Annotated in this window: 22 protein-coding genes; 10 read left to right on the top strand and 12 right to left on the bottom strand. The window is 63.8% G+C overall.

Annotation, left to right across the window (positions count from 1 at the left end):
- Positions 1–16 precede the first annotated feature (16 nt).
- Positions 17–769, top strand: a complete 753-nt coding sequence (locus O7B34_RS25635) for an SDR family NAD(P)-dependent oxidoreductase (RefSeq protein WP_337148644.1) — start codon at positions 17–19, stop codon at positions 767–769.
- Between the two features lie 27 nt (positions 770–796).
- Here the strand turns inward: O7B34_RS25635 and O7B34_RS25630 are convergent, their stop codons facing one another.
- On the bottom strand, positions 797–1,717 hold the full coding sequence (locus tag O7B34_RS25630; RefSeq protein ID WP_337148642.1) for a zinc-binding dehydrogenase: 921 nt from the start codon (positions 1,715–1,717) through the stop codon (positions 797–799).
- 95 nt (positions 1,718–1,812) lie between these two features.
- Here O7B34_RS25630 and O7B34_RS25625 point away from each other — a divergent pair, with 95 nt between their 5' ends.
- Positions 1,813–2,619: an AraC family transcriptional regulator gene (locus O7B34_RS25625; RefSeq protein ID WP_337148640.1), complete on the top strand. Its 807-nt coding sequence runs from the start codon at positions 1,813–1,815 to the stop codon at positions 2,617–2,619.
- A gap of 27 nt (positions 2,620–2,646) precedes the next feature.
- Here O7B34_RS25625 and O7B34_RS25620 read toward each other — a convergent pair whose 3' ends face one another.
- A complete protein-coding gene (locus O7B34_RS25620) occupies positions 2,647–4,431 on the bottom strand; it encodes a cation:proton antiporter domain-containing protein (RefSeq protein WP_337148639.1) in 1,785 nt (594 codons plus the stop codon).
- Positions 4,432–4,637: 206 nt separating this feature from the next.
- Entirely contained in the window at positions 4,638–5,087 is a 450-nt protein-coding gene (locus O7B34_RS25615; protein ID WP_027143060.1) for a baeRF12 domain-containing protein, read from the bottom strand.
- 381 nt (positions 5,088–5,468) lie between these two features.
- Between O7B34_RS25615 and cysG the strand changes: the two genes are divergently transcribed.
- The 6 genes from cysG (at position 5,469) to O7B34_RS25585 (ending at position 11,131) form a co-directional block, all read left to right on the top strand.
- A complete protein-coding gene (gene cysG / locus O7B34_RS25610) occupies positions 5,469–6,917 on the top strand; it encodes a siroheme synthase CysG (RefSeq protein WP_337148637.1) in 1,449 nt (482 codons plus the stop codon).
- The gene (locus O7B34_RS25605; RefSeq protein ID WP_337148635.1) at positions 6,914–7,207 is read left to right on the top strand and encodes a DUF2849 domain-containing protein; all 294 of its coding nucleotides are present in this window, start codon (positions 6,914–6,916) and stop codon (positions 7,205–7,207) included. The genes cysG and O7B34_RS25605 overlap by 4 nt, the downstream gene beginning before the upstream one ends.
- Before the next feature lie 35 nt (positions 7,208–7,242).
- A complete protein-coding gene (locus O7B34_RS25600) occupies positions 7,243–8,913 on the top strand; it encodes a nitrite/sulfite reductase (RefSeq protein WP_337148634.1) in 1,671 nt (556 codons plus the stop codon).
- A complete protein-coding gene (locus O7B34_RS25595) occupies positions 8,888–9,652 on the top strand; it encodes a phosphoadenylyl-sulfate reductase (protein ID WP_027143056.1) in 765 nt (254 codons plus the stop codon). Before O7B34_RS25600 ends, O7B34_RS25595 begins: the two co-directional genes overlap by 26 nt.
- 164 nt (positions 9,653–9,816) lie before the next feature.
- A complete protein-coding gene (locus O7B34_RS25590) occupies positions 9,817–10,350 on the top strand; it encodes a DUF934 domain-containing protein (RefSeq protein ID WP_027143055.1) in 534 nt (177 codons plus the stop codon).
- 160 nt (positions 10,351–10,510) lie between these two features.
- Positions 10,511–11,131 carry a DJ-1/PfpI family protein gene (locus tag O7B34_RS25585; RefSeq protein ID WP_140503003.1) on the top strand — a complete coding sequence of 207 codons (621 nt, stop codon included), beginning with the start codon at positions 10,511–10,513 and terminating at the stop codon, positions 11,129–11,131.
- Positions 11,132–11,244: 113 nt separating this feature from the next.
- On the opposite strand, the gene O7B34_RS25580 is transcribed toward O7B34_RS25585, so the two are convergent.
- Both O7B34_RS25580 and O7B34_RS25575 read right to left on the bottom strand, forming a co-directional pair.
- A complete protein-coding gene (locus O7B34_RS25580) occupies positions 11,245–12,267 on the bottom strand; it encodes a fatty acid desaturase (RefSeq protein WP_337138817.1) in 1,023 nt (340 codons plus the stop codon).
- A 79-nt stretch (positions 12,268–12,346) separates the two neighbouring features.
- Positions 12,347–12,556, bottom strand: a complete 210-nt coding sequence (locus O7B34_RS25575) for a hypothetical protein (protein ID WP_027143052.1) — start codon at positions 12,554–12,556, stop codon at positions 12,347–12,349.
- A gap of 238 nt (positions 12,557–12,794) precedes the next feature.
- Between O7B34_RS25575 and grpE the strand changes: the two genes are divergently transcribed.
- On the top strand, positions 12,795–13,427 hold the full coding sequence (gene grpE, locus O7B34_RS25570) for a nucleotide exchange factor GrpE (protein WP_337138816.1): 633 nt from the start codon (positions 12,795–12,797) through the stop codon (positions 13,425–13,427).
- A 127-nt stretch (positions 13,428–13,554) separates the two neighbouring features.
- Complete coding sequence (locus O7B34_RS25565; protein ID WP_027143050.1) at positions 13,555–14,187, top strand: trimeric intracellular cation channel family protein; 633 nt, start codon at positions 13,555–13,557, stop codon at positions 14,185–14,187.
- Positions 14,188–14,384: 197 nt separating this feature from the next.
- On the opposite strand, the gene O7B34_RS25560 is transcribed toward O7B34_RS25565, so the two are convergent.
- From O7B34_RS25560 to O7B34_RS25530, 7 genes are all read right to left on the bottom strand, one after another.
- On the bottom strand, positions 14,385–15,260 hold the full coding sequence (locus O7B34_RS25560; protein WP_032935138.1) for a GNAT family N-acetyltransferase: 876 nt from the start codon (positions 15,258–15,260) through the stop codon (positions 14,385–14,387).
- A gap of 240 nt (positions 15,261–15,500) precedes the next feature.
- Complete coding sequence (locus tag O7B34_RS25555) at positions 15,501–17,792, bottom strand: PAS domain-containing hybrid sensor histidine kinase/response regulator (RefSeq protein ID WP_337148632.1); 2,292 nt, start codon at positions 17,790–17,792, stop codon at positions 15,501–15,503.
- Positions 17,793–17,936: 144 nt separating this feature from the next.
- A complete protein-coding gene (gene acuI / locus O7B34_RS25550; RefSeq protein ID WP_337148631.1) occupies positions 17,937–18,926 on the bottom strand; it encodes an acrylyl-CoA reductase (NADPH) in 990 nt (329 codons plus the stop codon).
- A gap of 55 nt (positions 18,927–18,981) precedes the next feature.
- Complete coding sequence (gene lspA / locus O7B34_RS25545; RefSeq protein WP_337148630.1) at positions 18,982–19,464, bottom strand: signal peptidase II; 483 nt, start codon at positions 19,462–19,464, stop codon at positions 18,982–18,984.
- A gap of 13 nt (positions 19,465–19,477) precedes the next feature.
- A complete protein-coding gene (locus O7B34_RS25540; protein WP_337105423.1) occupies positions 19,478–20,335 on the bottom strand; it encodes a TrmH family RNA methyltransferase in 858 nt (285 codons plus the stop codon).
- A gap of 1 nt (position 20,336) precedes the next feature.
- A complete protein-coding gene (locus O7B34_RS25535; RefSeq protein WP_337148629.1) occupies positions 20,337–21,425 on the bottom strand; it encodes a class I SAM-dependent rRNA methyltransferase in 1,089 nt (362 codons plus the stop codon).
- 90 nt (positions 21,426–21,515) lie between these two features.
- The gene (locus O7B34_RS25530; protein WP_337148628.1) at positions 21,516–22,001 is read right to left on the bottom strand and encodes a DUF1772 domain-containing protein; all 486 of its coding nucleotides are present in this window, start codon (positions 21,999–22,001) and stop codon (positions 21,516–21,518) included.
- Positions 22,002–22,241: the final 240 nt, after the last annotated feature.

Below are 22,241 nucleotides of genomic sequence, written 5' to 3'. Positions count from 1 at the left end.
GCCCGGAGACCGCGACATGACCGAGACAGACACCAGAAAAACCATTGTGCTGACCGGCGCCAGCCGGGGCATTGGCCATGCCACGGTGAAGCGCTTTTCGCGCGAAGGCTGGCGCGTCATCACCTGCTCGCGCCAGGCCTTTGCCGAGGACTGCCCGTGGCCGGCCGGTCCAGAGGACCACATCAAGGTCGATCTCGCCGATCAGGAAGATGTCGGTATTGCGGTTTCGGAAATCCGTCATCGGCTCGAAGCGCATGGCGGGCAGTTGCACGCGCTGGTCAACAATGCCGGCATTTCGCCCAAGCTCAGCGATGGCAACAGCCGGATGGACTCGATCGACACGCCGATGCATGTCTGGCGCGACGTGTTCCAGGTCAATTTCTTCGCGCCTATCATGCTGGCGCGCGGCCTGTTCAAGGAATTGGCGGCTGCTAGAGGCTCGATCGTCAATGTGACCTCGATCGCCGGCACCCGCGTGCATCCCTTCGCCGGCACCGCCTATGCGACGTCGAAGGCCGCGCTCGGCTCGCTGACGCGCGAGATGGCGCATGATTTCGGCCCGCACGGCATCCGCGTCAACGCCATCGCGCCGGGCGAGATCGACACCGCGATCCTGTCGCCGGGCACGGAAAAGATCGTCGAGACCATTCCGCTTCGGCGCCTGGGCACCACGGCGGAGGTCGCCGACATCATCTTTTTCCTGTGCTCCGGGCAGGCGTCGTACGTCACCGGCTCGGAAATCCACATCAATGGCGGCCAGCACGTATGAACTGGTCGACTTCAGGCTAGGGCCGGCTCACCCGCCTATGGTGACGACAGCCTTGCCGCTGAAGCTGCGCTGTCGCAGTGCGTCCAGGGCTTGGCCGATGTTCGTCCATGGCACGGTCAAGGCAATGCGGGTGTCCAGCCGACCAGCGGCGACCAGGGCGAGCAGCGCGGCAATATCAGCGCCGATGGCTGAACCGGACGTGTAGTAGGCGAACGTCTGAAGCCTCGCCCCTTCGTGACCCGGAACGAACTGACGGAACCCCACGGGCGTGAGTTCACCGCTGCTCGAGCCGAACATGACGATTGTGCCGCCAGGGGCGACGCGTTCGATCGCGTGTGCGAGGCTTTCGCCGCCGACCGACTCGGTGATCAGCGAAAACGGCGCCTCGGCCTGCTCGATCGACTCCACGATCTGCTCGGCTCCGAGTTCACGCAAATCCTCGTGGTGCCGGGCGGCGGCGATGGCGGTCACCGTCGCACCCTGCTCGCGGGCGATCTGGATCTGGAAGCGACCGACGGCACCGCTTGCACCGGTGATCAGGACCTTTAGGCCGGCCAGGTCACCGCCGTGGCGCAAAGTCCTGAGCGCCGTCGTGCCGGCGACCGGAAGCGTGGCTGCCGAGACGAAGCTGACCTCATCCGGCAGGATGGCGAGACGGTCTGTTGAAACGGCGACCCGTTCAGCCCAGCCGGCCTGGTCGACCAAAGCCGCGACCCTGGTGCCCGTGATCGGCCCGGAGCCATCGGCGGCCGCGCGTTCGACAATTCCGACGATGTCCTGGCCGGGTGTCCAGCCGTTCGGACGGATGGTAAGCAAGCGCAGTTCACCCCGGTTCAACGAAGTTGCGTGGACCGAGACGAGCGCCTCGTCCGCGAGGGGCCGAGGTTCTTCGACCTCGGCTAACCTCAATCCCGTGGCGCTGTCGGAAGATATGACTAAGGCGAGCATGGGTACGTACCTTCTTGCTGGAGGCCGGAACTTATCGGCTTCCCTGCTTGAATAATTTAGCTATCATGGCATTTAATCGCTAAAAGCGGTCAATCATGAGACAGCCTCTTCGCTACCCATGGGTCAATTTCGATGTCGATGACGTGCTGGCGCCAGCCATCGCCGTGCGTGTCGTCACCGAGACCAGAGCGGAGGTACCCGCCCATTGGCACCGCAAAGGCCAGCTCGTCTTTGCGCTCGGAGGCGGCATCACATGCCGCGTTCCGAGCGGCCTGTGGATGGTGCCGCCGCATTGCGGCGTATGGATCCCGGGCGGCATGGAGCACAGCAACATCGCGACGGCCAACGCGCGGATCTTCTTCGTCTATATCGAGCCGGGAGCCGCCGAATTGCCGGACCGGTGCTGCACCCTTTCGATCTCGCCGCTGCTGCGCGAACTGATCGTCGAGCTGTCCGACAGCGTGCAGGACGACCAGGCAAGGGATGAGCTCCTGATCAGGACCCTGCTTGCAGAACTGCCGCGCATGCCTGTCCAGCAGCTGCATCTGCCGATTTCATCCGAGCCGCGCTTGAGGCGGATCGCCGAGGCGCTGGCGCAAGACCCAGCCGATCGCAGTACGTTGGCACAATGGGCCAACCGCGTCGCGCTCAGCGAAAGCAGTCTGGCGCGTCTCGTCGTCAAGGAGACTGGCTTGAGCTTCGGGCGCTGGCGCCAGCAATTGCACCTGATCGTCGCCATTCGGGAGCTGGCGTCCGGTGCCAGCGTGCAGCAAGTCTCGGGCGACCTCGGCTATAGCTCGGTTACCGCCTTCATCACCATGTTCAAGAAGGCGCTTGGCAAGCCCCCGGCAAAATATCTCGGCGGTGTCGCGCAAAATGGCGGCTCGGCATTCGTGGCATGATTGAACCCGCCTTTGGGTAGCGTCGACTCAGGCAGCGGACGGTTCAGAAACCCGCGGCTCTTGGCCAAGCACCTCTTCGACAATGCCGCGCGCGATCTCGCGTTCACCCATGATCACGGTATCGGCGCCGAGTCCCTTCAGATGCTCGACCTCGGCGTCGGAATGGGCGCGGGCGATGACATTGATGTTGGGATTGGCGGCGCGTGCCCGCAGCACGATCTGGCCGGCCTCGAAGGCGTTGGGGATGGCAAGGATCAGCCGCTTTGCGCCTTTAGGATTGGCCGCGGCGAACACTTCGGCATTGGCGGCATTACCGGCGATGGTTTCGATGCCGTCTGCTTTCAGCCTCGCCAGCGTCTTATCGGCATCCTCGATGACGAGGAAAGGCTGTGCCGCTTCCTTCAGCGCGGCACCGACGAGGCCACCGACCTGGCCATAGCCGATCAGGATGGCATGACCGGCAAGCGTCGTCGTCGGCGGCGGGCCGTCTTCCTTGCTCGACGTTGCGGCGACCGAGGCCACCTGGCCCGGTTCCGTCGCCGGGCCGACCGGCTTGGTGTCCGCTGGTGGCGCCGTCCTGATGGCGCGGGCCTCCAGCCACGGCTTCATCCAGTCGATAACCAGAAACATCAACGGGTTGAGCACGATCGACAGGATGGCGCCGGCCAGGATCAGATCGCGGCCTTGCTCGGGCAGAAGTTTCAGCCCGACGCCGAGTTCGGCCAGGATGAAGGAGAACTCGCCGATCTGGGCAAGGCTGGCCGAAATCATCAAGGCCGTGGCCAGGGGATAGCCGAAGGCTACGACGATCACGAACGCCGCCAGCGACTTGCCGATGACAATGATGGCCAGCGTCGCCAGGATCGGCAGGCCGTTGCTGATCAGGCTGAACGGATCGAACAGCATGCCGACGGAGACGAAGAACAGCACCGAGAAGGCATCGCGCAGCGGCAGCGATTCTTCGGCCGCGCGGTGGCTGAGCTCGGATTCGCTCATGATCATGCCGGCGAAGAACGCGCCCAGCGCCAGCGAGACGCCGAACAGTTTTGCCGCGCCGAAGGCGACGCCGAGCGCAATGGCGAGCACCGAGAGACGGAACAGTTCGCGCGACCCGGTATGGGCAACGTAGTGCAGGATCCAGGGAATGACCCGTCGGCCGACCACCAGCATGACCACCACGAAGGCGGCGACCTTGGCCAGCGTGATGCCCACGACACCCCATATGCCGTAGCTGGCCGGCAGCGACAGCAGGTCGCCCGAATGGGCATTGGCGTGTTCCTGGCCGCCGAGTACACCGGCAAGCGCCGGCAGCAACACCAGCGCCAGCACCATGGCCAGGTCCTCGACGATCAGCCAGCCGACGGCGATGCGGCCGCGCTCGGTCTCGATCAGGCGGCGTTCCTGAAGCGCGCGCAGCAGCACAACGGTCGAGGCGACCGATAGCGCCAGGCCGAACACCACGCCCGCGCCCATCGACCAGCCGAGCATCCAGGACAGCCCGGCGCCGAGCGCGGTGGCAAAGCCAATCTGAACGATGGCGCCAGGCACGGCGATAGCGCGGACCGACAGAAGGTCCTTGAGCGAGAAATGCAGGCCGACACCGAACATCAGGAGAATGACGCCGATTTCGGCCAATTCGTTGGCAAGCCCTGCATCGGCGACGAAACCGGGCGTGTTCGGGCCGACCAGAACGCCGGCTACGAGATAGCCGACCAATGGGGGAATACGGAAGCGATTGGCGAGAGCGCCGAAGACAAAAGCCAGCCCCAGACCGGCGACGATGGTGGCGATAAGGGGCGTGTCATGCGGCATTGTCTATGGAGCGCCTTTCAAGCTAGCGATGTCGGATATGCGGCGCCCGAGAGCCGTCGCCTGTTTCGCAATATGGTGGAAGGGGCAACGGTGATGCAACCCGCAAGGTGCGAAAAGCGACGGCGCGGCGACAAAATGCCGGACCGGCGGCCGGGATGCCGCCGATCTGTTTGAGCTCGCGATGGCATTCGCCTTGTTGCCGGCGATCAGGCTGCCTGCAACAGGGCCTCGATCTCGGGGATGCCGTGGTTGGTCATGGTCTTCGGGATTTCGGCCGTCACCTTGTCACCAACCTCCTTATGCAGCTTCTTGCGCATGGCGCCGAGCACCACTGGTGGGGCGACAAGCACGATGCTGTCGAACTCGCCGTCATGGGCAAGCTTGTAGAGCCGGGCGGCAATCTCCTCGGCGAAGCGTTCCTTGCCGATACGGTGCCAGTCGGTCTCCTCGACCGCGCTGCGGTGCACGGATGGGCCGTCATTGTACCGGCCGGGGCTGTCGCTTCCCTGTTCGCGTGTGGGCGGGTTTTCCTGTTCCATCAGATGCACGACTTCAAGGTTGGGAAACTTGGTGTCGCCGACGTTCTTGAGCAGGAGCGCCTTTTCACCGTCTGCCACCAGAACCCAAATGCCATGCTTCAGTTTGATCGTGTTCATGAGGACGCTCCTTGTTGAGTGGTGGCTATACCGGGAACGCGTTTCAGCCCGTCAACGTTCCAACCCACGCGGCGGACCGAACAGCCGTGCAGGCCGGGCGCTGAACATGAAATCGCCACCGGACGGCGTTAATCTACTAAATTGATAGAAATTAGAAAAAAACTGTTTTGCGGGACAGGTCGCCGGCAGCTAGAAGCCCTGAAATCAGGGCCGATTTCGGCGACCCGGCGTGCCCATGGGCATGGGCGTGGAATATTTTTCTCCTGCCCTTCGCGGTTGCGAAAAAGCGATTGCCTGCCATCACCGGATGCGCGAGTGCTTTGCTTCTGCTTTTTTACGCCTCGGCGTAAAACTGCGAAACTGTCCTGGATCGCTATTATCATGCCGCAAGCCACCACCAAGCTCAACGCCTTTCCCGTCTTCATGCGGGTCGAGGGCGAAGCCGTGGCCATTGTCGGCGGCGGCGAGGAAGCTCTGGCCAAGGCGCGGCTGATTGCCCAGTCGAGTGCCGTTCTGCACATCATCGCCAGAGATGCCGAGCCGGAGTTGTTGACCTTCATCGCCGAAGCCGGCGCGAAGCATGTGGCCGCCGCGTATGATGCCTCGCAGCTCGAAGGCGCCGTGATGGTATTTGCCGCCAGCGGCGACGAAGCGCTCGATCGTCGCGTAGCCGCCGACGCACGTCGGCTGGGCATTCCCGTCAATGCCGTCGACCGGCCGGATCTCTGCGATTTCTTCACTCCGGCGCTGGTCAACCGCGCACCGGTCGCCATTGCCATCGGCACCGAAGGTGCGGGTCCGGTGCTGGCGCAGATGCTGCGCGGCCGCATCGACCGCATGCTGTCGCCGTCGCTTGGCGCGCTGGCGGCGCTTGCAATGTCGTTCCGCAATGCCGCCGAGAGATTACCCCGGGGCAATATGCGCCGCCGTTTCTGGAGTGACTTCTTCGGCGGAGCGCCGGCCCGCGCCGTCGAGGCCGGCGATTTTTCGCAGGCGCACGAAGCCGCCACCGATCTGCTGTTGTCCGACGCGCCCGTTTGCGGCCACATCGCCCTGGTGGGAGCCGGTCCCGGCGCCGAGGACCTCCTCACCCTGCGGGCGCATCGCCTGCTGATGGAGGCCGACGTCATCGTCCATGACGCGCTGGTGCCGGAGGCGGTCGTCGCCATGGGCCGCCGCGATGCCGAGCGCCTGCCGGTCGGAAAGCGCAAGGGCTGCCATACCAAGAGCCAAGCCGAAATCAATGCGTTGCTGGTGGAGCTTGGCCGTGAGGGCAAGCGCGTCGTGCGGCTGAAATCGGGCGATCCGCTGGTGTTCGGCCGCGCCGGCGAGGAGATGGCAGCGCTTCGCGACGCCGGCATCGCCTATGAGGTGGTTCCTGGCGTCACCGCGGCCTTTGCCGCTGCCGCCGATTTCGAACTGCCGCTGACGCTGCGCGGTGTGTCGTCGTCAATGGTGTTCACCACCGGCCACGACCTCAAGGGCAATTCGTTGCCGGACTGGGCCAAGCTCGCCATTTCCGGCGCTACCGTCGCCGTCTACATGGGCCGCTCGGTCGCCGCCGAAGTTGCCGGCCGGCTGATCGAGGCCGGCCTGTCGCCGGACACGGCGGTCGCGGTGGTCGAGAATGCCAGCCTGACCAATCGCCGACGCTTCCACGGCACGCTTGCCGACCTGCCGTCGCTGGAGGCGCGCGCCGATCTGTCGGGCCCGGTCATGACCATCATCGGCGACGCTGTCGCCGGCGCCAATTTCGAGCGGTCCGAGCCGCTAGCGGCACACAGGCATGAGAGTGCGCCCGTAGCGGCGGCCGAGGGAGTTCAGCCATGAAGATACTGACCGCCAATCGCCTCGGCGACGGCATTGCCGTCTGGTACGCCGATGGCGGCTGGGCCGAGACGGTGGACAATGCAGACCTTGCCCATGACAAAGCGGCAGAGGATCGGCTGGAGGCGATCGGCGCCAAGGCCCACGCCGACAATGAAGTGGTCGACGTCAATCTGATCGACGCGGAAGTCGTCGACGGCATTGTCGAGCCGGTGCGGCTGCGCGAGAAGATCCGCGCCGCCGGTCCCACCATCCGCAACGATCTCGGCAAGCAGGCTGCGCGGGCAGCCTAACCAGCCACGGGCGGACGCGCCCTGAAAGACGAAGTATGTACCGTTACGATGAGTTCGATCACGATTTTGTCCAGGCCCGCGTCGCCGAGTTCAGCGACCAGGTCAAGCGCCGGCTGTCCGGCGAGATCACCGAGGACCAGTTCCGGCCGCTCAGGCTGATGAACGGCGTCTATCTGCAGCTGCACGCCTACATGCTACGCATCGCCGTGCCCTATGGCACGCTGAACGGCAAGCAGCTGCGCATGCTGGGCCACATCGCCCGCAAATACGACAAGGGCTACGGCCACTTCACCACGCGCCAGAATATCCAGTTCAACTGGCCGGCGTTGTCGGACATTCCGGCGATCCTGGCGGACCTTGCCAGCGTGGAGATGCACGCCATCCAGACCAGCGGCAATTGCATCCGCAATGTGACCGCCGACCATTTTGCCGGGGCGGCCGCCGACGAGGTCGCCGATCCGCGCCCCTATGCGGAAATCCTGCGGCAATGGTCGTCGGTGCATCCGGAATTCTCGTTCCTGCCGCGCAAGTTCAAGATCGCGGTGACGGGAGCCGAGCGCGACCGAGCCGCCATCCAGACGCATGACATCGGCCTGCATCTGAAGAAGAACGCCGCCGGCGAGCTCGGCTTCGCCGTCTATGTCGGTGGCGGCCAGGGCCGCACGCCGATGGTGGCGAGGAAGATCCGCGACTTCCTGCCGGAAGCCGACCTTCTGTCCTACTGCACGGCGATCCTGCGCGTTTACAATCTCTATGGCCGCCGCGACAACAAGTACAAGGCGCGCATCAAGATCCTGGTCCACGAGACCGGCGCCGAGGAAATCACCCGGCAGGTCGAGGCCGAGTGGCAGGAGTTGAAGGACGCGGAGCTGAAGCTGCCGGAGGCCGACATTCGCGCCATCGAGGCCTATTTCGCCCCGCCGGCGCTGACCGGGCGGTCGGACGGCGACACGGCGGTCAAGGTGGCGCGGCTGGATTCCAAGGGCTTCTCTGACTGGCTCGACCAGAACGTGGTGACGCACCGCCACCCCGACTACGCGGCGGTGACGATCTCACTCAAGGGTATCGGCGAGGTGCCGGGCGATGCGACCGACAGCCAGATGGAAGCGGTCGCCGACATCGCCGAAAAATACGCTTTCGACGAGCTTCGCGTCAGCCACGAGCAGAACCTGATCCTGCCGCATGTGGCGCGCGCCGACCTCAAGACAGTCTATGACGCGCTGGTCGACATCGGGCTGGCGACGGCCAATTCCAACCTGATCTCGGACATCATCTCGTGCCCGGGTCTTGACTATTGCGCGCTGGCGACCGCGCGCTCGATCCCGATCGCACAGGAAATCTCGCAACGCTTCGCTTCGCTGGAGCGGCAGCGCGAGATCGGCGAGCTGAAGCTGAAGATCTCCGGCTGCATCAATGCCTGCGGTCACCACCATGTCGGTCATATCGGCATCCTGGGTGTCGAGAAGAAGGGCTCCGAACTCTACCAGGTGACGCTCGGCGGTTCGGCCGACGAAAACACCTCCGTCGGCGAGATCATCGGCCGCGGCTTCTCGTCGGAAGAAATCACCGACGCCATCGAGACGATCGTCGATACCTATCTCGGCCTTCGGCTCAACCCACATGAAATATTCATCGACGCCTACCGCCGTGTCGGTCCCGCGCCGTTCAAGGAGGCGCTCTATGCTGGCGAAGCCAAGGCCGCTTGACCATATCGTCGACGTCGAGGACGGCGCCGCCGCCAAGGCGGCGGGGTTTGACGCGCTCTACGGTCATCTCAGCCCGATCGAGATCATCGAACGATCGGCCAATGAGCTGTTTCACGACGAGATCGCCGCCGTGTCTTCGTTCGGCGCGGATTCGGCGGTGCTGCTGCACATGATCGCCAAGATCGACCGCACGCTGCCGGTCGTCTTCCTCGATACCGGCAAGCATTTCGAGGAGACGCTCGGCTATCGCGACGCGCTGGTCGCCGATTTCGGGCTGACCAACATCCGGGTGATCAAGCCCGACGAAGCGGCGCTCGAACGGATCGACCCGACCGGCAATCTACACCAGAACAACACCGATGCCTGCTGCGACGTGCGCAAGGTCGAGCCGCTGGCACGTGGCATCGCACCCTTCCGCGCCTGGTTCACAGGCCGCAAGCGCTTCCAGGCCTCGACGCGGGCCGCACTTCCGGTGTTCGAGGCGGTCGGCCCGCGCATCCGCATCAATCCACTGGCGCGCTGGACGACGTCGGACCAGGCCGGCTACATGCGCGCGCATGCGCTGCGCGAAAATCCACTGGTCGCCTATGGCTATCTGTCGATCGGCTGCTTTCCCTGCACGCAGCCGGTGCAGCCGGGCGAGGACGCGCGCAGCGGCCGCTGGGCAGGCCATGCCAAGACCGAGTGCGGCATTCACCTGTCGGGACTGGAAGTGTCGCTGACCGACGCATCACTATAGGGTATGTTGCAATTCGGCCGGCCTGCAAACCGCCACTTCTTGAGCTTCCGGTGCTCACGTACTTCAAGTACGCTCCGCTCCGGTTCTCGGAAGCAGCCGTTTTCGACGCGGCCTGACCTGAATTTCAACACACCCTTGAGCGCTTCGAATTTTTAGGAATTTTGATGACTGAACCGACGACACCGGAGACCCGGCTCTGGACCCCGGAGGGTTTTCGCGAGGACGAGTGGACCCATGCCGAAAGCGCCGATGCGCTTTCCGGCAATGGCCGCTTCATCCTGCCGCTGCAGGCGTTCCTCGATCTCGACCCGGAGGTACGCCGCTCGGCGAAGGAGCGGCTCGGCGTCCTGCTGCAGCCCGGCGATCAGCTTGAGAAGATCGCCGACCTGCTCGACCAGCTGTCGCTGGTGGCGCTGGCCTTCCCGGCCTTCGGCGACGGCCGCTCCTTCTCCAAGGGCGAACTGCTGCGCAGCCGCTATCATTTCACGGGCGCGCTGCGTGCCACGGGACAGGTCCTGGTCGACCCGTTGCCGCATATGCTGCGGCTTGGCTTCGACGAGTTCGAGATCTCGAATCCAGTGCTCTTGAAGCGTCTGGAAGAGGGCCGCACCGGCGGGTTGGGGCTTTACTACCAGCCGGCCGCCATAGCGGAGCCCAAGGGTTCGAAATATTCCTGGCGGCGCCTTCGCAGCAGCTGACGCGTTTTCTACGAAGGCCCAAAGCTCTCTCTCAATCGAGGAAGACGCAAACTGGTCGTACCAATTGTGCGATTTGCGCTTTTCCTTACGTGATCCTGCCCTTAGGATAATGCTGTTATTTCGCGACGCGAAATAATGGCCACAAAGGGAGGAACCGGGAATGGCTGGCAAGAAGATATTGATGCTCGTTGGCGAGTTCAGCGAGGAATATGAAATTTTCGTCTTTGAGCAGGCCATGCATGCCGTCGGCCACACCGTGCATGTCGTCTGCCCCGACAAGAAGGCTGGTGATGTGCTGAAGACATCGCTGCACGATTTCGAAGGCCACCAGACCTACACCGAAAAGCCCGGTCACGATTACATCCTCAACAAGACGTTTTCCGACGTGGATCCGGCCCAATACGATGCCGTCTACGCGGCGGGTGGCCGCGGTCCGGAATACATCCGCATCGACAAGCGCGTGCAGGCGCTGGTGCGACACTTCCATGAGACAGGCAAGCCGATCTTCACCATCTGCCATGGCGTGCAGATCCTGATTGCGGTCGACGGCGTGGTGCGGGGCAGGGAAGTGGCGGCGCTTCACTATTGCGAGCCGGAGGTGACGCTGGCGGGCGGCATCTATATCGACGTCGCGCCGAACGGAGCCCATGTCGACGGCAATCTCGTTTCGGCCAAGGGCTGGCCGGGCCTGTCCAATTTCATCCGCGAATGCCTGAAGGTGCTGGGCACTGAGATCCGCCATGGCGAGATCCTGATGCGCGACGAGCGGCAGGCGGCCTGAGGCTTTGGGGGCTGGCTGGACGGTTGAGAAGCTTTGCGCTGCCTCTCATCCGGCCCTTGGGCATTGTTCGAAAAGCCAAGCAATTGGCTTTTCGTCCGCTGCGCGAACCGCGCCTACAGCGCCGCGTGTGCCTCGCGGAACGATATCAGCTTGCTGCGGCTTTCGTCCCACAATGCCAGTTTGACGCAGCGCAGGCTCTCGAGCAGCGTGACGCGGCCGATACCGCGCAACTCGGGATAGTCCCGCAGCACTTCCTGCAGCCGGTAGCCGGGCACCCTGGCGGAGAGGTGGTGGACGTGGTGAACGCCGATATTGCCGGTGAGCCAATTCAGCACCGGCGGCAGGTCGTAGTAGGACGAGCCGTGCAGCGCGGCGTGCTGGAACTCCCATTCCCCATCCTTCGCCCACTCGGTCTCCTCGAACTGGTGCTGGACATAGAACAGCCAGATGCCGGCCGAACCGGCGAGAATGACGATCGGCAGATGGACAATCAGGAACGCGCCGGGACCGATGACCCAGATGAGGATGGCCGCGGCAAGCGCGATGCCAAGATTGGTGGTCATTGACGAAACCCATGGCGTCAGGCCGCCGCGCATCATGCCGACGGGCAGCCTTTGCGAGAAGATGAACAGCCAGATCGGCCCCAGGCCGAACATCACCAGAGGGTGGCGGTAGAGACGATAGGCCAGACGACCACGCCAGGACATCCGGCGGTACTCGGCGACCGTCAACGTTCTGATGTCGCCCATGCCGCGCTCGTCGAGATTGCCGGCACTGGCATGATGCGTGGCATGGGCGCGCCGCCAGCAGTCGTAAGGCGTCAGCGTCAGGATGCCCAGTGCGCGGCCGATCCAGTCGTCGGCATGGCGATTGGCAAAGAAGGAGCCATGGCCGCAATCGTGCTGGATCATGAAAATCCGCACCAGGAATCCGGCCGCGGGCAGGATGAGGATCAGTCCCCACCAATGACCATAGGCATAGGCCGCGGAAGACAGAGCCCACAGCGTGGCGAAGGGAATGAGGGTGATGGCGAGTTCAAGTGCGCTTCGTCGCCTGTCAGGCTTCTTGTAGCGCGCCAGGATCTTGAGCCAGGCGCGCTTGCTATTGGCCGCCGCTTCGGGGGAAATCATGTTCATCAGGAAGCATAGGCGGGGTGCGCCGCCACCGCAAGCCGATGATCACGTAAAGTTACTGTGCGTAATTGTCGCGTAGGGCCTAGTCGATCCTCACTGCCCGTCGCCAGCCGACGTCGCCATCCTCGACCCTGTCGAGGTGGTCGAGCAATTGCCCGAAGCGGTCCGGGATGTCGGTTTCGGTGCGGAAGGCTGGCAAGGTGCGCAGAAAGCGCTTCATCGCCTCGGCGCCGATCTGGCGCCGAACCTCCGCAGCGAGCCTTTCTGTTTTTTCGAGCTTGTTGCGGGTCATCGATTCAAATCCTGCGTCGGGTCCCAAACTCCTCCAGCGACGGAATGGTTCCCGGATCACGGCCTTGTGGCAAGCAAAGCCGGCAAGCACGGTAAAATTTGAATTAAAATCGGACTACCGCCTTGGTGCCTTCCAGGTCCGGTGAAAGGTCGTTACGGTCGCTTTCCCCTTGATTTTTGGCCTGCGAAGCTCGATATCGGGCACAAATCTACACCATTCGAGATGACGGGAAACGGCGATGAGCGACCAGGCAAAAGACGAACGCGCGCCCAGTGAAGCCGGGGCGGCCGAGGCCAATGTCGAGCGCACGGAAGGCAGCATCGATGGCGACTATGAAGCGCTTGTGCGGCTGCTGAAGGAAAACGAAGAGCTGAAGGACCGCGCACTACGCGTCGCGGCCGAGATGGAGAACCTGCGCCGCCGCACCGCTCGCGACGTGCACGACGCGCGCACCTATGCGGTGGCGAATTTTGCCCGTGACATGCTGTCGGTGTCGGACAATCTGCGCCGCGCCCTGGATGCCATTCCCGCCGAGGCCAAGGCGTCGGGGGATGCCGGCTTCAAGGCGCTGATCGAAGGCGTCGATCTGACCGAGCGCGCCATGCTGTCGGCGCTGGAACGGCATGGAGTCAAGAAACTCGCTCCGGAAGGCGAGAAGTTCGATCCCAATTTCCACCAGGCGATGTTCGAAGTTCCCAATCCCGATGTCCCGGCCAACACCGTGGTCCAGGTCGTGCAGCCGGGCTATTCGATCGGCGAGCGGGTGCTGCGCCCAGCCATGGTCGGCGTCGCCAAGGGCGGCCCGAAAATCGCGGCCGACGCGCCGGTCGAGCCAGGGCCGGTCAATGAGCAGGCCGAGAAGGATGCGTGAGGAATAGTGAGTAGTGAGTAGCGAATAGGGAGTAGCGAATAGGAAGTAGGGGCTGACACTAAGCTGCGGCTTCGTGCTATTCCGCTACTCGCTACTCGCTACTCGCTACTCGCTATTCGCTCACCCCATGAACCCCATCGCCCTTCTCGATTATGCCGGCGTTGCCGTCTTCGCGGCGACAGGGGCGTTGGCGGCGTCGCGCAAACAGCTCGACATTATCGGCTTCCTCTTCCTGGCCAGCGTCACCGGTATCGGCGGCGGCACGCTTCGCGACGTCATCCTCAATCTGCCGGTTTTCTGGGTCGCCAACTCCAGCTACGTGCTGATCTGCGCGGCGGTCGCGGTGCTGGTGTTCTTTGGTGCGCACCGTGTCGAATCCCGCTGGAAGTGGCTGCTCTGGCTCGACGCCATCGGGTTGGCCGCTTTTTCGGTGATGGGTGCGGCCAAGGGCCTGGCCATTACCGGTTCGCCGGTCGTTTCCGTCATCACCGGCGTGCTCACCGCCACGTCAGGCGGCATCCTGCGTGATCTGTTGGCGGGTGAACCCTCGGTGCTGCTGAGGCCGGAGATCTATGTTACGGCCGCTCTCGCGGGCGCTGCAATCTTCACGGCTGGCGACGTCACAGGATTGCCGCCGATCGTTTCAGAGCTGGCCGGCTTCGCCGCCGCATTCGCGGTGCGCGGCGGTGCGCTCCGTTTCGGCTGGACATTTCCATCCTACAAGAGCCGTCCTGGCCGGCGGCCGGAAGACATTCCGTGAAAAGAAAGGGAATAGCGAGTAGTGAGTAGCGAATAGGGGTTGGCAGCCTACACGCCTGCGGCATAACCCTCGCTATTCGCTATTCGCTATTCGCTATTCGCTATTCGCTATTCGCTATTCGCTATTCGCTATTCGCTATTCGCTATTCGCTATTCGCTATTCGCTATTCGCTATTCGCTATTCGCTATTCGCTAGCGTCACGCGGCGAAGCGCTGCGCTTCCCCGCCATAATAATTGACGTAGCGTGCGCCGATCTCCTTGACCGGCATCACGACGAAAATGTCGACCGTGGAGAATTCGCGGTCGATGACGCAACCATCGCCGATGCGAGCGCCTACCCGCAGATAGCCCTTGACCAGAGGTGGCATCGCCGCGATCGCCGCCTTGGTGTTGACCGCCTCGATCGGCATCAGGTCCATGGAGCAATAGCGTTCGGACACAGCCCGCACGTCCCAGGCCGAGTTTGTGCGGCAATGATGGGCGAGATAGGTGAGCGCCTCGGCATGCGCCGCAGGCACGGTGCCGTGGAATGAGGCACAACCGGTCATCACGCCGATTTCGTAATGATTGATATAGGCCCAGATGCCTTGCCACAGCGCCTCGATGGTGCGCTTCGAACGGTATTCGGGTAAAACACAAGAGCGGCCGAGTTCGAGGAAACGCTGGCCGGGATGACGGGCGATGAGCTTGGTCAGCTCGAATTCGCCTTCGGAATAGAAGCCGCCGGCGGTTGCTGCGATTTCTTGCCGCAGCAAGCGATAGGTGCCGACGATGCGGCGGTGCTCAGGGCCGGAAAGCGTGGTATCGAGGACGAGCAGATGGTCGCAGAGCGGGTCGAAACGGTCGGCGTCGCGGCGATCCTGCGCCTGGAACAGATCCTTCCTGGCGCCAAGCTCATCATAAAATACACGGTAACGCACTTCCTGCGCGGCAGCGATCTCGGCCTCGTTGCGGGCAAGCCGCACTTCGAGGTTGCCGATACGGCCGAGCGCTGCGCCTTTTATGACGGAATCGACATTACGTCCGGCGAGCAAGGCGCTGCTGGCGTTCGGCCGAGTGTCACATTCCGGCATAACTGTATGCACGAGTGATTCTCCTTCGAGCCATCCCTCTTGGCACGGGGATACGGTGTAGGTGCAACAGGATTGTGACAGTACCGTGATACGGCGTCGCGGGCAATACTTCGTCGGCTGGCGAAAGCGGTCAACCGGCTATGTTGCGTCACAAGGCCCCAGGTGCGTCGTGTTCGCGGGCGCCGAAACCGGGCTGCTTTTTTGGTGGTCTTCGTCAGCCACGCACCGGGAGAAGGCGGCTCAAGCGGCGACCTGGCCTTCGACGGCGCTGACCAGCGCCTCGGGGTCAAGCGGCTTGGTGACGAAGCCGCTGGCGCCGTGGGCAAGCACCGCATGGCGGGTCTTTTCCTGGCTATCGGCCGACAGCACCATGATCGGCACGGGCGGCACGGATGTCTCCTCCTCATGGCGACGAATCGCGGCGATGGCGTCCAGCCCGTCCATGACCGGCATATGCAGATCCATCAGCACCACGTCGAAACGGCGGTTGTGGCCGGCGCCAGTGACCGCCTCGACGGCGGCCTTGCCATTGCCAACCACCTTGACGCGATGCCCGGCCTTCAGCAGCGTTGCACGGGCCAGCATGGCATTGATGTCGTTGTCCTCTGCGATCAGCACGGACAGGCCCTGCTGGCGTTCGCCTGACGCACGAAGCGCCGGTGCGCGTCGTTTTTCCGGCTGCGGCGGGGCAAGGACCGGTGCGTGGCTGCTCAAAAGAACACGCAAGAGTGTTCCTCCGCGCACTGGCCGGGCAAGGAATGTCGCGTAGCCGCTGCCGCGAAACTCGCCAAGCATGCCGCGGTCGGTGGGGGCAATCAGCGTGATGGCTTCGCAATTGGCGAACCCATGTTGACGAAGCCGCTTGAGCAGTCTTCCGTCACTCTCTTCCAGGGCCGCGTCGACCAGAAGCACGTCGCAGCTGTCGGCAAAGGAAGCGGCCTGAGCCACGGTGGTGGCCATGCCGGCCGCGCCGCCATTGGCGCGGATGGTGCGGGCGATGGCGTCGGCCTCGACGGTGTTCTTGGACAGGATCACGGCGCGTCGCCCGGCAAGCGCGTTCAACCGGCCCTGCGGCGGCTCGGTGGCTGATATGGCGGGAATTTCGAAGACGAATTCCGATCCCTGGCCAAGCCGGCTGGAAACCGAAATCGCGCCGCCCATGGCGGCCACCAGGCGCTTGGAGATGGCAAGTCCCAGTCCGGCACCGCCATGGGGGCGCGTCGAGGTGCCGTCGGCCTGCTCGAATTCCTCGAAGATGCGCTCCATGTCCTCGTCGCGCAGGCCGGGACCGGTATCGGCGATGGTGAAGCAGATGCGGTCGGTGGTCTCGGTGCGGGCGCGCGCGACGCTGACCAGAACGCCGCCGCTGTCGGTGAACTTGATGGCGTTGCCGATGAGGTTGAGCAGCACCTGCCTGACCCGGCCCGGATCGGCTGTGATCAATTGCGGCACGTCCGGTTCGACATGGCAGCCGAGGCCAATATTCTTGGCGAAGGCGCGTGCGGCCATCAATTCGATGATGTTGTCGGCGATCTCGCGCACGGACATCGGCTGCGGTTCGGGATCGAAGCGTCCGGCCTCGATCTTGGAATAGTCGAGCAGGTCCTCGATCAGGGCAAGCAAGGCGCTGGCCGAAGTCGAGATGGCCCCGACATAGGTCTGCTGCTCCGGCGACAGCCTGGTGTCGGCGAGCAGTCTGGCCATGCCCATGATGCCGTTCATCGGCGTGCGGATCTCATGGCTGACCGTGGCGAGGAAGCGCGACTTGGCCTGGCTTGCGAACTCAGCGCGCTCGCGCGCGGTGATCATGGACGATTCGGCGCGCTTGCGTGCGGTGATGTCGCGGGCGATGGCGCGATGCGAGACGGCATTGCTATCCTTGTCGCGCACCGACAGCTCGATCCACGAGAACCAGCGCGGGCCGGTCGGCGTGCGGATTTCAACGTCGGTGGAACTCAGGCATTCATGGTCGGAGAAAGCGGCATCGGGAACGATACCGACCTCGATGCCGAGCTCGGCCAGCGTCTTGCCGGCAAGGTCGCGCTGATCGGTTTCAACAAGGTCGGCGAACACCTTGTTGGCATAGACGATGTAACCGTCTCGGTCGCGATGGATGACGAGGTCGCCGAGCGCGTCGATGAGACCGCGAAAGCGCTCCTCGCTTTCCTGCATCTCCCACATGCGGTCGGCCAGCGTCTCGATCTCGGCGCGGTTGCGGGCGGTGGTTTCGTCGAGCAGGACCGTATTGCGGCGCACGCCGCGTCTGGCGTGCAGATGCATGGCCAGGCCGGCAAGCCCGGTTGCCAGCAATGCCAGGCTGATGAAGGCCGGCGCCCCGGTCAGGTAGGAGAGGCCTGCCAGCGCCATGACAACGAAGGTCAGGATCGGCAGGCCTTGCCGCTTGGCCGGTTGCTGATCGGGCACCAGCGGCGGCGCGGCGATAAACCGCCGCGCGGACGCCGGCGCTTGCGCCGGTGCCGCATCGATATCGTCGCCTGCGTCGACCTGTTGGCTGTCGGATTCCGCGATCATGCGAAATCCTTTGCCAGACAGACATTATGGAAAATTGCGGGGGATCGTTCGAATTTTAGCGGATTGGGCGTTTTTGCCTCGGCGGCGACGGATTTGCCAGCCGATGTGACAATTCCGTCCGTCGCCCGCGACCCCTGAGACGGGTCACATGTCGACGACGACGCGGCCGCGGATCTTGCCATCGACGATGTCGTGTGCCGCACCGATGATGCCGTCGAAGCCGATGGTCGTGGACAGGCTGGCGAGCTTGTCGACATCGAGATCGGCACCGATGCGCCGCCACGCCTCAAGGCGTACGGCCTTCGGCGCCATCACCGAATCGATGCCGAGCAGGGAAACGCCACGCAGGATGAAGGGGGCCACGCTCGACGGCAGATCCATGCCGCCGGCCAGGCCGCAGGCGGCGACCGCGCCGCCATAGGAGGTCATCGACAGGACGTTGGCCAGCGTGTGGCTGCCGACCGAATCGATGCCGCCGGCCCAACGCTCCTTGGCCAGCGGCTTGGCAGGCTGGTTGAGCTCGTCGCGCGATATCACCTCGGCGGCGCCGAGGTTGATCAGATAAGGGCTTTCGGCATTGCGGCCGGTCGAGGCGATGACATGGTAGCCGAGGCTGGACAGGATCGAGACCGCGACCGAACCGACGCCGCCGGCAGCGCCCGTAACCACGACCGGGCCACGATCGGGCAGGATGCCGTGCCGCTCCAGGGCCATGACGCAGAGCATGGCCGTGTAGCCGGCGGTGCCGACCGCCATGGCATCATGCGCGCTCATGCCTTCCGGCAGAGGCACCAGCCAGTCGCCCTTCACGCGGGCGCGCCCGGCATAAGCGCCGAAATGGGTTTCGCCAACGCCCCAGCCATTCAGGATGACCTTGTCGCCCTTGCGCCAGTCGGGATTGGAAGAGGAGATGACGGTGCCGGCAAGGTCGATGCCCGGCACCAGCGGCCATCGGCGGATCACCGGCGCCTTGCCCGAGATGGCCAGTCCATCCTTGTAGTTCACCGTCGTCGCCTCGACCGCGATGGTAACGTCGCCCTCCATCAGATCGGCGTCGGTGAGATCAGTCACGGCGACCGACTGTTTTTTCTCGGCATCGCGCGAAACGAGAATGGCTTTGAAAGTTTCGGTCATCTTTCTCTCCGCGAACTTGCTTGGCGTGTGACTGTGCGGCGATGGCAGCGTGGGGTCAATCGTTCGAAGGCGTGGGTTCACGCCGCCAGCCGATGAGTTCGTCGAAGACGACCAGCGCCGCGCCCACGGAAATGAAGGCGTCCGCAAGGTTGAAGACGGCGAAGGACCAGACCGGCGTGTGGAACAGGATGTAATCGATGACGTGGCCGTAGACGGCTCGGTCGATCAGATTGCCCAGCGCGCCGCCGATGATCAGGGCAAAGCCGATGCGGGCGATGACATGGCCCGATGGCGTGCGCGTGGCGAGGTAAAGCACGCAGGCGACGACCAGCACGGCGATGACCACGAGGCCGGTGTCGCCGAAGGAGGAGAACATCGAGAAGGCGATGCCGGTGTTATAGGTGCGAAACAGCGCCAGGAAGGGCAGGAGGTCGAGCTTTTCCTGGAAGGGCAGGCCGGCCTCGACCAGTGCCTTTATCCATTGGTCGAGCGCGATGGCCACGATGACGAGCAGCGCGTAGGGAGACCATGATTTCACGATTGGGCAATCCTCATTGCTGGTCCGGGATTGGTTCGAGTTTCAGCGCGCCGCGCCTGATCTCGAACAGCATGATGCCGGTGGCGACCGCGAGGTTGAGCGAATCGGCACGGCCCGCCTGCGGAATCCTGAGCAGCCTGTCGCAGCTTGCCGCCAGGCTTTCGGGCAGGCCCTGCTGCTCGTTGCCCATCATCAGCAGCACCGGCCCGCGGGAGAAATCGACCGAGCGGTAGTCGACCGCGCCTTTCAGATGCGTGCCGGCAACGAGACCCGAAAAGCCGCCGCGCCAGGCCAGGAATGCCTCGGTCGTTGCCTTCGCCACTGGCACGGCGAAAATGGAACCCATGGTGGCGCGTACAGTTTCCACAGAAAACGGATCGGTGGTATCGCCGACCAGAATGACGCCCCTGGCGCCGACGGCGTCGACGGTGCGGATGACGGTGCCGAGGTTGCCGGGATCGCGCACCCGGTCGAGCGCCACCCAAACATCGCCATTGTCGGCACGGATGTCCTTCAGGGCCAGGAATTTTTGCGAGAAGACGCCGACCACCATTTGCGGATTGTCGCGGCGGGTGATGGCGACAAGCACCTTTTCCGATACTTCGAGCACGGTGCCGCCGGCGGCAACCGTGCGCGCCGCGACCTTTTCCACGGCCGCGTTGCCGCGTCCGGCCTTGGCGAAAACAAGCGTCCTGATCTGCCAGCCCAAATCGAGCGCATCGATGACCAGCTTCAGCCCTTCGGCCATGAAGGCGTTCTGCTGGTCGCGGAATTTCTTCAAGGCAAGTGCCTTGATGTCCTTGACCAGCGGATTGGCAAGGCTGGTGACTTCCTTCACCTGGCCTGGTGCGCCGGCATGCCGTTCGTTCATGTCAGGTCACCCAGCGCGAAAACAGTGAAGTCGAAAGCGCCCGGCCGGCGGACTTTTCACGGATGATCAGCTCACCCGATTCAACCTTGCCGCCCATGCCGGCAAAGGTGTCGCGCATCAGAGCGTGGATGGCGAAGAAGGAGGCACGGATCGAATAGGCGGTCAGCACCACGGCAAGCGGTTTTGGGGTCAGGATCGAGCGACAGAGGTCCGTCAAATCAGGCAGGTCCTCGAACAACTGCCACACTTCGCCCTTGGGGCCGCGGCCATAGGCCGGCGGGTCGAAGAGGATGATGTCGTAGCGGCTGCCGCGACGCTCCTCGCGTTCGGCGAACTTTACCGCGTCGTCGACGATCCAGCGGATCGGCTTGGCGCCAAGACCGGCCATCGCCTGGTTTTCGCGCGCCCAGCCGATTGCCTTCTTCGAGGCGTCGACATGGGTGACCTCCGCACCCGCGCGCGCCGCCACCAGCGAGGCAAGGCCGGTATAGCCAAACAGGTTGAGCACCTTGACGGGGCGCCTGGCCGCCGCGATCAGGTCCGCCATATGGTCCCAGTGCGAGGCCTGCTCGGGAAAGACGCCGACATGGCGAAACGAGGTGAAACGGCCGAGATAGTTGATGCCGTCATGCTTCATCGGCCAGGTTTCGCCGAGCGGTGTCTTGGGAAAACGCCAGCGGCCGATGCCCTCCTCGTCGGTGTCGCCGGTGAAGATCGCGTCGGCCCGCTCCCAGTCCCTTGCCGGCAGGGCCTTCTGCCAGATCGCCTGGCCCTCGGGCCGCACGATGCGGTAGGGACCGTATTGTTCAAGCTTTTGGCCGGCACCGCTGTCGAGCAGCGCGTAATCCGCGTTGGGAGCTACTTCGAGGATTACCGGAAGGTGCTCAGCGGGCAGCGCGCCTTCGCGGCGGGCGAGGATGCGCTGCGCGGATTTCGGCTCGAACTGGTTTTCCGGTTTCACATTGTGTTGTTCGCGCGGCCTGGCATCTGGCTTGACCGCGGAACGATCCTCGGCCGGGCGCGGCTGTACGGTCCCGCTCTTCGCTGGGTGCGGTCGGCCGTCGCGGCGTTTGTCGCGAAAAGACTTCAAGAGGCAGCTTCTCCGGCGGTTCGGCCCGCTTCTGCCACAGCTATGCCCATCGGCGCAACAAACCCGCGCGACATTGCGGTTGCGGATGGCTCAGCCACGCCCGATCGAAAGGAGGGCGACAACCAGCGAGACGAAGCCGACAGCCTTGGCCGCCGTGACGGCCATGTGGCCGGTCTCCCAGCGCAGCCGTATGGCTTCGAAATCGTCCGGAATCGGGCCCGGCACCCAGGTGGCGAGAACGTTATTGGCCGGTTTGACGAGAACGAACCAAAGCACGAGGGATAGCGCATAGAGCAAGGTGGCGCCGAGTGCGAACCAGAACGCCGGCCGATCCTCGCGCAGCAACCATGCGAGCAGTCCCGGGCAGGCGACCGCCGCGACATCCAGTGGCGCGCCAATGATAGCGAAGAGCAGGAACTGCCCGTTGAAAACGGTGGCCTCGCGCCAAAGCGCCGGAGACCACCGGGTGAGCCGGGGCGCCGATTCCAGGACATGGGCGAAGGACGGCCCGAGGCTGAGCGCAGCGATCGTGGCGGTCAAGACAGACCAGAAGAGCAGGAAGCCATATAGTCGCATGACGCGACAACGGTTCCGGGCCGAAGCCGTTCCGAACCGTCGCCACTTGCTGTTGCCTCAGCGCTGGCCCCATCGTTTACCACTCCCGGATAGCCGTCCATGTCCCGTTCCGAGGTTGTGTGCGTCAAGTTCTGCAAAATTGGGCGGCCATGGTGCTGGTCATGCGGCTTGGCGTAGAGCGAGTTTTTTGTGCTCGCGCAGATCGTCCATATTGATGTATCGGTTGGCCTCCATCCAGTT

Source organism: Mesorhizobium sp. Cs1299R1N3, from assembly GCF_037179625.1.
Taxonomy (GTDB): domain Bacteria; phylum Pseudomonadota; class Alphaproteobacteria; order Rhizobiales; family Rhizobiaceae; genus Mesorhizobium; species Mesorhizobium salmacidum.
This window is presented reverse-complemented; position numbering and strand designations above follow the sequence as displayed.

Excerpts from the sequence above, each read along its gene's own strand:
- O7B34_RS25635 (WP_337148644.1), top strand. The coding sequence starts at position 17 with ATGACCGAGACAGACACCAGAAAAACCATTGTGCTGACCGGCGCCAGC.
- cysG (WP_337148637.1), top strand. The coding sequence starts at position 5,469 with ATGCCGCAAGCCACCACCAAGCTCAACGCCTTTCCCGTCTTCATGCGG.
- grpE (WP_337138816.1), top strand. The coding sequence starts at position 12,795 with ATGAGCGACCAGGCAAAAGACGAACGCGCGCCCAGTGAAGCCGGGGCG.
- O7B34_RS25590 (WP_027143055.1), top strand. The coding sequence starts at position 9,817 with ATGACTGAACCGACGACACCGGAGACCCGGCTCTGGACCCCGGAGGGT.
- O7B34_RS25530 (WP_337148628.1), bottom strand. The coding sequence starts at position 22,001 with ATGCGACTATATGGCTTCCTGCTCTTCTGGTCTGTCTTGACCGCCACG.
- O7B34_RS25595 (WP_027143056.1), top strand. The coding sequence starts at position 8,888 with ATGCTGGCGAAGCCAAGGCCGCTTGACCATATCGTCGACGTCGAGGAC.
- acuI (WP_337148631.1), bottom strand. The coding sequence starts at position 18,926 with ATGACCGAAACTTTCAAAGCCATTCTCGTTTCGCGCGATGCCGAGAAA.
- O7B34_RS25620 (WP_337148639.1), bottom strand. The coding sequence starts at position 4,431 with ATGCCGCATGACACGCCCCTTATCGCCACCATCGTCGCCGGTCTGGGG.
- O7B34_RS25585 (WP_140503003.1), top strand. The coding sequence starts at position 10,511 with ATGGCTGGCAAGAAGATATTGATGCTCGTTGGCGAGTTCAGCGAGGAA.
- O7B34_RS25540 (WP_337105423.1), bottom strand. The coding sequence starts at position 20,335 with ATGAACGAACGGCATGCCGGCGCACCAGGCCAGGTGAAGGAAGTCACC.
- O7B34_RS25615 (WP_027143060.1), bottom strand. The coding sequence starts at position 5,087 with ATGAACACGATCAAACTGAAGCATGGCATTTGGGTTCTGGTGGCAGAC.
- O7B34_RS25580 (WP_337138817.1), bottom strand. The coding sequence starts at position 12,267 with ATGAACATGATTTCCCCCGAAGCGGCGGCCAATAGCAAGCGCGCCTGG.
- O7B34_RS25555 (WP_337148632.1), bottom strand. The coding sequence starts at position 17,792 with ATGATCGCGGAATCCGACAGCCAACAGGTCGACGCAGGCGACGATATC.
- O7B34_RS25605 (WP_337148635.1), top strand. The coding sequence starts at position 6,914 with ATGAAGATACTGACCGCCAATCGCCTCGGCGACGGCATTGCCGTCTGG.
- O7B34_RS25560 (WP_032935138.1), bottom strand. The coding sequence starts at position 15,260 with ATGCCGGAATGTGACACTCGGCCGAACGCCAGCAGCGCCTTGCTCGCC.
- O7B34_RS25575 (WP_027143052.1), bottom strand. The coding sequence starts at position 12,556 with ATGACCCGCAACAAGCTCGAAAAAACAGAAAGGCTCGCTGCGGAGGTT.
- O7B34_RS25625 (WP_337148640.1), top strand. The coding sequence starts at position 1,813 with ATGAGACAGCCTCTTCGCTACCCATGGGTCAATTTCGATGTCGATGAC.
- O7B34_RS25630 (WP_337148642.1), bottom strand. The coding sequence starts at position 1,717 with ATGCTCGCCTTAGTCATATCTTCCGACAGCGCCACGGGATTGAGGTTA.
- O7B34_RS25600 (WP_337148634.1), top strand. The coding sequence starts at position 7,243 with ATGTACCGTTACGATGAGTTCGATCACGATTTTGTCCAGGCCCGCGTC.
- O7B34_RS25565 (WP_027143050.1), top strand. The coding sequence starts at position 13,555 with ATGAACCCCATCGCCCTTCTCGATTATGCCGGCGTTGCCGTCTTCGCG.